This is a genomic window from Terrabacter sp. RAF57 (assembly GCF_052113925.1).
Lineage (GTDB): Bacteria > Actinomycetota > Actinomycetes > Actinomycetales > Dermatophilaceae > Terrabacter.
On the sequence record NZ_JBFRDT010000045.1, the window covers coordinates 1 to 8,728 of the forward strand.

The window sequence follows — 8,728 nt, forward strand, 5'->3', positions numbered from 1 at the left end:
GGGCCGCTGCACTAATTGACGACGACATCGCCGATCGGCGTTGAGGTGGTCAACGGGATTCGTTCGATTCGTTTGGAGAGTTCGAGGAAGCAGAGGGCGTAGGCACGCCGAGCCAATTGCATGTCAGCAGAGGTCGTCTGCTCGGCGCCCTGACTTGGGCCACTTTTGGCGCGTCGGTGGTGGGGCGAGTCGCTGACCTGCGGTGATGCCGGTGCGCCGGGGGGGTTTTGGGCACTAGCCGGGAGGCGTTTCGGCCTTTACGGTGGCCTTCGTGGCCCCGCACGTGCGCACCGTGAAGACGTCCTCGGGTGCGACCGCGGTGCAGATCGTGCACTCGAACCGGCGGGGGGCGCGCGATATCGAGCACATCGGGTCGGCGCACACGCCTGCCGACGTGGAGCTGCTCAAGGCGGTGGCTCGCCAGCGGCTCGCGGCCGGTCAGGGCGTGCTGGACCTACAGGTGCAGGCGCCCGCCGCGGGTGGCCAAGCGGCGGCCCTGCCACCGGGAACGCTGCCGATCACGTCCTCGCGGATGGGGCACCTGGGTGATGCCCTGGCTGGCGTGTTCGAGCGGCTCGGGTTGAACGAGGCCGGCGGACGGGACGCGGTGTTCCGGCAGCTGGTGCTGGCGCGGATCATCGAACCGAGCTCCAAGCTCGACTCGATCCGCGTGCTCGAAGAGGCCGGGCTGTCCGCGCCGTCGTACCGGACGATCAGAAGACGGCTGCCGGGGTACGCGAAAGACGAGTTCCGACAACGGATTTCGGCCGCCTGCGCTGCCCACGCCGGCCTCGGACCGGCAAGCCTGGTGCTCTATGACGTCAGCACGCTCTACTTCGAAACCGACCAGGGCGACGGGTTCCGCGAGCCGGGGTTCTCCAAGGAACGCCGCCTCGAACCACAGATCACGATCGGGCTGCTCACCGACCACTCGGGGTTCCCGCTGATGATCGAGGCGTTCGAGGGGAACAAGGCAGAGACGTTAACGATGATCCCGACGATCCGCTCGTTCATGGCCGCGCACGGCCTGCCGGACGTGACCGTCGTCGCCGACGCGGGCATGGTGTCCGAGGCCAACAAGAAGGCGATCGAGGACGCCGGCCTGTCGTTCATCATCGGCGCGAGGATCCCGACCGAGCCGTACGTCATCACCGCCTGGCGCAAGCGCCACCCCGGCCAGGAGATCCCGGACGGGCACGTCTTCACCCAGCCGTGGCCGGCCGGCCCCACCGACCAGCGGAAGGACCACACGTTCTACTACCAGTACAAGCACGACCGGGCCCGGCGCACCCTCAAGGGCATCGACGAGCAGGTCGCCAAGGCCGAACGCGCCGTCGCCGGCGCCACCCCGGTGAAGCGGAACCGGTTCGTCCAGCTCACCGGCGGCTCGAGGAGCGTGAACCGGGCCCTTGAGGCCAAGGCCCGCTCCCTCGCCGGGGTCAAGGGCTACGTGACGAACCTCGACCCGGCGATCGCGGACGCCGACTTCGTGATCGGCGCCTACCACCGGCTCTTCCAGATCGAGAAGTCGTTCCGGATGTCCAAGCACGACCTGCAAGCCAGGCCGATCTTCCACCACAAACGCGAGAGCATCGACGCGCACCTCACGGTCGTGTTCGCCGCCCTCGCCGTCGGCAAGTTCATCGAGGACGCGACCGGCTGGAGCATCAAGAAGTTCGTCCGCACCGCACGTCGCTACCGCACCATCGAGATCCAAGCCGGCGCCCACACCATCGCCGCCGCCGACCCGCTACCCGACGACCTCACCGAGGCGCTCCACGCCCTCCGCAGCACGAGGGAACCTGCGCACTAGTTTTGGCCCAAGTCAGGTCACACTCGCGGTCACCAACCACAGCCCAGCACCTTCAGGCCGCGTTGGCGATCCTCACAGTCCTTTCGCCGCGATCGAGGAAGCTAGTCTGAAAGTATGTTTCGGGCCGCTGCACTAATTGACGACGACATCGCCGATCGGCGTTGAGGTGGTCAACGGGATTCGTTCGATTCGTTTGGAGAGTTCGAGGAAGCAGAGGGCGTAGGCACGCCGAGCCAATTGCATGTCAGCAGAGGTCGTCTGCTCGGCGCCCGCATGAGCTCCTTGCTTCGGCTTACCAAGGTCGTCTTCACTGCACCGTAATTATCAGTGAGAAGCATCTCAAAAGCGGTTGATAGCGCCACCCTGCCGGTCCAGTCATCGGCCGAATTGGCAAATGATCGGCGAAACATCTGCAACGAGCTGAATAGCCGATTGACCGTCCTGCCCGGAGCGTCGAACTTCTTGCCGGAAACTTTGAGCTTCAACTGTCGGCGGTAGAGCTTTTCGACCTGGGCCTGCATTTCGTCGCCGAGCGCGGCCTGTCGACGCCAATAGGCCGGATCGATTTCGAAGCCGAGGGCAGACAACTCGGAGACTTCCACGCGGCCGCCGTGAATGGGTACGCAGTCACCGGCGAGCTCGGTCTTTTGAGCGGGTGCGTCGTACAGCGCGAGGTAGTGGCGAATGTCGAGCGTTTCCCTGTTGTTGATCCGTGAGGACGACGTCAAGAACCCGGCGCGGTTAGTCGTAGCTGGCTGCAGCGCGGCTAGGAGCGAGAGCAGGCCAATCACTGACTGCACCCGGTTCATCAGCAGATGTTCGTTGGCATAGTAACTCCCCGGGAGGTGGTTCGCCCGGACCATCAGCAGAGGGTTCCGTTCGAGCCATTCGGCACTCCGGCTCAGGCGCCAGTGCTTGAGGAGGTCGCCGGGAAGTGCCTTTTTCACTCCAAGTTGTGCCGCCGCTCTCTGCAACTGGCCGAAGGTGCGGCCCATGTCGTTGCTTTGTGGAAAGAGTGCGTAACCACTGCCCGGGTTGACGATCGTCAGCTGACCCCGGCGCAAGGGGTAAAGAAGGCCGGCGCTCAAGACTCCAAAGGAGTGGACGGGAAAGACGATGAGTCCGGGGCGATTCATGTGACCGTCCCGAATTCGGGTTAGGCACTCGAGGATGAGATCGACGACGCTGTTGTCCTGGGCGCCGTAGAACGCGAGTTCATCAATGATTTCGATGCCAATGAAGATTTCTCTGCTCCAGAGCGCTTTTACGATTGCGCTGCGGACCTGGGTAAAATGGTAGACGAGCCCCTTCGCCTTGGCGATGTCATCTGAGGTGGCCGTGCTTGGCGCATACTCGGCGTCGCTGTACATGGCCAGCACGTCGACGCTCGGGTAGGTCTGCAGTTCGGCGCGGTTGCGCATCAGGTATGCCGCGGACTTCTCCGGACTCTTTTTACCCTTGCCCCGAATCTCGTCAGCGAGACCGGCCACGGCAGGAAGTCGCTTCATGAGGCCTCCTTGGCCGCTGCTGGGATGCCGGCCACTCTCCCATCCCACCACGCGAGGATCAACATGGCTCACCGACCCGTTAGGGGGAAACTGCCGCTACCTGCTGGACGATTTTTTAGGAAGTCGTGTATCCGCCACTGCGCACGGAACGCCGGAGGCCGCACCAACACGTGGATGCGTCACTCCGCCGCGTGATGGGCTCCCTGAGGCCTTCACGCAGTGGCGCGTGCCCGACCACGTCAAGGACGGTCGTCCATGGAATGGAACGGGTCGCCGGCAACGTCACCCCGCGGGTCGGTCACCGGTGCACGGTGATGCTTGCGCCCTTCTGACGGTTGCACGGACCGCACAGCACCTGCAGATTATCCGGCGAGCTGGAGCCACCCATCGCCACGGGGATTATGTGGTCGAACTGCAACTCGACCGTCGCGCCGCAATGGCGGCACGCAGCTTGGTCACGGGTCCAGACAAAGTGTTTCACGTCGTCAGGAATGGCCGCTCGGAAGGGCGCAGATCGCGGGGCGCTGCCCATCGCGACGATCTGCTGCGCTCGGTCGATGCGCTGAGCGTGGCGCTGCTGCCGAGTCACGATCAAGGCATAGACCGCCGCGCCGGCCAGTCCTTCGTTCTCCGAGTAGAACTGGTCTTGGAACCACCAATACGTCCGGTTCTTCACCGCTGCCAGCCGAACAGGGTGCTGCCGCTGCTGCGTGGCGTAATCCGCCCACTGAGTCTTGTGCAACTTGCTGATCCGCACAGCGGTCCGCACGCCGATCTGCAGCGTGACCCAGCCCTTCCCCGTGAAGAGTCCCGGGGCGAAAAGCAGTTGGACGTTGTCGTGCTTCCTGAGCATTGCCCGAAGGTCCCCTGTCACTTCTGTCGTATCTTCTCGACGCGAAGATACGACGCGGGGACACCTCTCGCTCCCGATTCACCACATTTCGTGCCAGCATGCCGACCTCAGACGACTGATCACCGGCGTACTGGTCGAGTCCGCCCCCCGCGCCGCTGAGGACTGGTCCTCACCTAGGCCATTCCGCCGCTAGCGCCCTCGTGCCCGTAGCTTCGACCCCCTGCTCAAGGCACCCGCAACCTCACCTCCCGCTTAGGCTCCGATCATGCAGCCGATACCGCTTGCTTCACTTCTGCCGGCGGGTTTCGACCCCACAACCTGCAAGCTGCACTGCGCGGTCTTCAACGGGGAGAACTACCCCATCGACGTTCTGGCCAACGACCCGGAGGAGTGGCAGCGCTGGAACTCGTGGCGTGGCGACAAGAACGACTTCAACCGGCAGTTCATCTTCTCCCTCGCCCAGGATCGCCATGATCCGGCCCTGTGGCTCTTCGGCGGAATCTGGCAGGTGACCGCCCGGCGTCCTGATCCAAGGACCTTCTCCTACGATGTCGTCCCTCGTCACGACCTGATGGGCCCTTTCGTGCGCCGCCTCTACATCAGGCTGCACCTGGCCGGGCGTCAGCGACGGCGGACGATGGAGTCTTGTCTTGACGAGATGGCCGTGGCCTCGATCCTCGAAGAGGCATTCGTGGGTGACCCCTTCCCCGGCCACGACCGAATCAACCACACGCTCGCCGACCTCCAGGTGATCGTCCGCCAACAGCGCCCCGACTGGCGGATCGCCCTCGAGCACATGAAGGGCGTCTACGTCATCCACGACCAAACGACCGGCGCCCGGTACGTCGGATCGGCCTACGGCGACACCGGCATCTGGCAGCGCTGGAGCACGTACACCGCGACTCTCCACGGAAACAACGTCGGCCTCGAGGAATTGCTCCAGGACAAGGGCGAGGACCACTTCCGCCTGAACATGAAGTTCGCGCTGCTCGAGTTCTGGTCGATGCGCACGGCCGACGCGCACGTCCTGCAACGGGAGTCATATTGGAAGGAAGTCTTCAACGCGCGCTTGCTTGGCCACAACAAGAACTGACTCCGCTCACATCGAGCCAGCCGCCATCGCCATGTGCGCCGAGTCCGATGCAGTTCGCCAGGCCGGCGACTGCCCCCTTCCGCCGCCTGTCGGACCTACCCTTGCGATCCCTCACGCACGTCCCGATGGAGCTTACGACGTGAGCTCGTCCGCACTCACCCACCCGGCTGGGCCGCAACAAAGCACCGGTGCGATAGGACTTGCCTCCCCATGCAGTACCGGATTCGCGCCCGGGAGTCCTCGGCTACAAGCATCGTGGCTTGGCCGCCCGGGATCGAACACGGTCCAGTTCCGCCTCGGCCGCGGCAACCGCCCTTGGACCGCCGCCGTTCACGTAGTCCGCGACATCACCACCATGCAGTAGGCCTAGGGATTCCAGATGCTGCAAGACGATGCTGGCCGCCTCGAACGGCGGAGCCAGCGTATGGGCGGGAATGTCATAAAAGGGGTCCAGGAGATCGAGCGGTTTCTCTCGTACACGCACCGCCTTCCACCCAGAAGATCTCAGTTTCTCTGACTTCGCGCGATCCCTGGCAACCGTATTCGCATGCCAGTAGGAACCGTCGAACTCGATCACCAGCTGTAGCGCGTCGATTCTGATGTCTACGTCGACCCTCCCCTGGGCACCAAGATCGATTCGGTGTTGGTGCGTCGGGAAGTCGAGGACGGAAGCGAGCTCGTGGCTCAGGCGAATCTGCTGGGCACTGGTCCCGGGCATCGTGCAGTCTGGGCAGCCCGTGCTCCCGCTCAGACGATTGTTTGGCTGCGCTTGCCACCTGTGGTGGGCAGGCTCGATCGGGCATCGCCACCAGAAGAAGCGGTCGTTGCTTGACGCGAAGACGAGATCCGGGGTGATGCCATTCGCTTCTACATCAAACTCCTCAGCCAACCGCGGCGCCTTTTCTGCGAGAGACAATCGACGGGCGAGTCGTTTGCTGGAGCAATAGGGGCACCGGGCGCCGGCGGTCCGCTTTGACACCGGAGCGGGCCACTTATCTTCCGCGTGCATGCTGCAGCACCAGTGCGCCTGGTCGCTTGCTCCGCGCGTGAGTTTGCATGGGTCCAAGCCCAAAGCCGTGTTTTCCACCCAATCCCACTCCTGGAGCAAGTGCGGGTACAAGGTCAAGTTGTTAGTGCTGCTCGCCTCTCGGCCCGCGCACATGCGGCAGCCTGAGCCCTTCCCGTAGCGGTTGTTAGGACTCGCCCTCCACCGGTGGTCGCTAGCGACAGGACATGACCACCAGTAACGTCGATTGTCCTGCGGCGAGACCTCGAACGGCGACAGAGAATCGTTCGCCGCGTAATCCCATTCTTCGGCCAGCCAAGGGGCAACGGCGCCAAGGCTCCGATCCCTAAAAACCACCTTGCCCGTACAGATGGAGCACCTCGAGCCACCTCGCGCGTTGGTCAATGTGTTGGGCGGCGCACACCAAGTGTGTCCACCGTCTGGACATCTCCATACAGCTAGCGCAGTCGAGGACCCCGCATAGATCTCGTCGGCAGCGAACCCTGACAGCTCCTCGTCGAACAGCTCAGCCACGTCTGGCCTTTTGTGCGCCAAGGACTTCGACAAGGGCGGGTGTGCCTGGGGTGTGCCAACATGCCTCTCGCAGGACCCGTCCTGCGCGATACACCCGCTGGTTCTAACAAATCGTGCCCAATCGTCTCGGCCGACATTTGATGGGCGTCCCAATCCAACTTCTCCTAACGTTGCCAAGCGTCTGGCGGTTCGAGGTCGGCTCCGGATGAGACCTTAGTTCTGAACCGCCCCGGGATGTCGGGAGACTCCAAACCTTGGGAAGGTTGGAGTCATGCCGGGGAACACGTCCAGGAGGTACCCGCCTGAGCTGAAGGCTCGGGCGGTGAGGATGTTCGAGGAGATCCGGGCCGATCACGCCACGGACTGGGAGGCGATGACCAAGGTCGCGCAGCTGCTCGGGGTGAACACCGCAGAGACGGTGCGCAAATGGGTGCGGCAGGCTCAGGTCGATGAGGGTGCCCGGCCGGGCGTCACGAGCGAGGAGTCGGCCGAGGTGAAGCGCCTGAAGCGGGAGAACGCCGAGCTGCGCCGGGCGAACTCGATCCTGAAGGCGGCCGCGGCTTTCTTCGGAGCCGAGCTCGACCGGCCCTCCCGCTGATCGTGGAGTTCATCCGCGAGCACGCCGACCGCCGCGAGGAGCGGGACAACGGTGGTCTGCGCTGGGGTGTCGAGCCGATCTGCGCCGTGCTGAGCGAGCACGGGCTGCCGATCGCCCGTCGACGTACTACGCACACGTGAACCGGGCCGCGACCGCGCGTGAGCATCGGGATGCGCTGCTGCTGAACGAGATCCGTCGCGTCCACGCCGGCAACTACGGCGTGTACGGGGCCCGCAAGGTGTGGTTGGCGCTGAACCGCGAAGGCATCCCGGTAGCCCGGTGCACGGTCGAGCGGCTGATGCGCGAGGACGGGCTGAGGGGCGCGGTCCGGGGCAAGGTCAAGCGCACCACGATCGCCCACCCGGCCGGCCCCCGCGCCCGTGACCTGGTCCGGCGTGACTTTGCCCCGCTGGCTCCGAACCGGCTCTGGGTCGCGGACATCACCTACGTCTCGAGCTGGAGCGGCTGGGTGTACGTCGCGTTCGTCATCGACGCGTTCGCCCGCCGGATCATTGGGTGGCGGTGCGGGTCGAGCATGTCCACCCAGCTGGTCCTGGACGCTCTCGAGCAGGCCGTCTGGACCCGGGAACGCGAGGGTCGTTCACTCGATTCCGTCGTGGCGCATACCGATCGTGGGTCGCAGTACACGGCGATCCGGTACACCGAGCGGCTCGCTGAGGCCAACATCGCCGCGTCGGTGGGTTCGGTCGGCTCGTCCTATGACAACGCGTTGGCCGAGTCGATCAACGGCCTGTACAAGACCGAGTTGATCAAGCCACGCAGCCCGTGGCGCACCCTGGACCTCGTCGAGATCGCGACCGCGGAGTGGGTCGACTGGTTCAACTACCGCCGCCTCTACGAGTACTGCGGCGACCTCCCACCGGCCGACCTCGAGACCGCCTACTACGCTCAAAACCGGGCCCAGCAGGAGCTGGAGCTCTCAAACCACTGAGTCTCCCGACTCACCGGGGCGGTTCAACAAGTCATCCGAGTTTCCGCGTTTGTCAAGCGTGTAAGGCGCTCACGGACCCCAGCGACCCAAGACGCGGCTAGCCATAGTGATCAGGTCTGCTGCTCTAGCGCGTAGCAGCCCTGCTGGTGGACTAACCCGGGAGGCGACCCGCCCGCCCACACCGAACCCGGGTCCATCTCAGGGTCCTGGGGGCAAACCGGTTGCGACGCTCCTATGCTTCGTCAAGCACCTGTCGTGGTGTTTTCGAGTAGGCGATAGAGGTCGCGGGCGACGTAGCGGGCTAGGCAGCGTTTGATCTCTCGGCCGGTCTTGCCTTCGGCAGTACGGCGAGCGACGTAGTCGCGGGTGGC

5 protein-coding genes and 2 pseudogenes are annotated in these 8,728 nt (G+C 64.4%); 3 read left to right on the forward strand and 4 right to left on the reverse strand.

Going from position 1 to position 8,728, the window contains the following annotated elements; all coding sequences use genetic code 11:
• Positions 1-271: 271 nt before the first annotated feature.
• On the forward strand, positions 272-1,813 hold the full coding sequence (locus AB4Y83_RS22510; protein ID WP_442298256.1) for an IS1634 family transposase: 1,542 nt from the start codon (positions 272-274) through the stop codon (positions 1,811-1,813).
• A 170-nt stretch (positions 1,814-1,983) separates the two neighbouring features.
• On the opposite strand, the gene AB4Y83_RS22515 is transcribed toward AB4Y83_RS22510, so the two are convergent.
• Both AB4Y83_RS22515 and AB4Y83_RS22520 read right to left on the reverse strand, forming a co-directional pair.
• A complete protein-coding gene (locus tag AB4Y83_RS22515) occupies positions 1,984-3,321 on the reverse strand; it encodes a hypothetical protein (protein WP_442298257.1) in 1,338 nt (445 codons plus the stop codon).
• Positions 3,322-3,619: 298 nt separating this feature from the next.
• Entirely contained in the window at positions 3,620-4,174 is a 555-nt protein-coding gene (locus tag AB4Y83_RS22520) for an HNH endonuclease (RefSeq protein ID WP_442298258.1), read from the reverse strand.
• Positions 4,175-4,439: 265 nt separating this feature from the next.
• Here AB4Y83_RS22520 and AB4Y83_RS22525 point away from each other — a divergent pair, with 265 nt between their 5' ends.
• Positions 4,440-5,267, forward strand: coding sequence for a GIY-YIG nuclease family protein (locus tag AB4Y83_RS22525; protein WP_442298259.1), 828 nt, complete (start codon positions 4,440-4,442; stop codon positions 5,265-5,267).
• Positions 5,268-5,511: 244 nt separating this feature from the next.
• Here AB4Y83_RS22525 and AB4Y83_RS22530 read toward each other — a convergent pair whose 3' ends face one another.
• Both AB4Y83_RS22530 and AB4Y83_RS22535 read right to left on the reverse strand, forming a co-directional pair.
• A complete protein-coding gene (locus AB4Y83_RS22530) occupies positions 5,512-6,156 on the reverse strand; it encodes a zinc-ribbon domain-containing protein (protein ID WP_442298260.1) in 645 nt (214 codons plus the stop codon).
• A gap of 57 nt (positions 6,157-6,213) precedes the next feature.
• A pseudogene (locus tag AB4Y83_RS22535) lies at positions 6,214-6,807 on the reverse strand (zinc-ribbon domain-containing protein); the annotation flags it as partial.
• A gap of 271 nt (positions 6,808-7,078) precedes the next feature.
• Here AB4Y83_RS22535 and AB4Y83_RS22540 point away from each other — a divergent pair.
• Positions 7,079-8,357: pseudogene (locus AB4Y83_RS22540) on the forward strand (IS3 family transposase).
• The last annotated feature ends 371 nt before the right edge of the window (positions 8,358-8,728 follow it).

What these genes read in the sequence shown, in the direction of transcription:
- AB4Y83_RS22515 (WP_442298257.1), bottom strand. Translation starts at nt 3,321, where the DNA reads ATGAAGCGACTTCCTGCCGTGGCCGGTCTCGCTGACGAGATTCGGGGC.
- AB4Y83_RS22520 (WP_442298258.1), bottom strand. Translation starts at nt 4,174, where the DNA reads ATGCTCAGGAAGCACGACAACGTCCAACTGCTTTTCGCCCCGGGACTC.
- AB4Y83_RS22525 (WP_442298259.1), top strand. Translation starts at nt 4,440, where the DNA reads ATGCAGCCGATACCGCTTGCTTCACTTCTGCCGGCGGGTTTCGACCCC.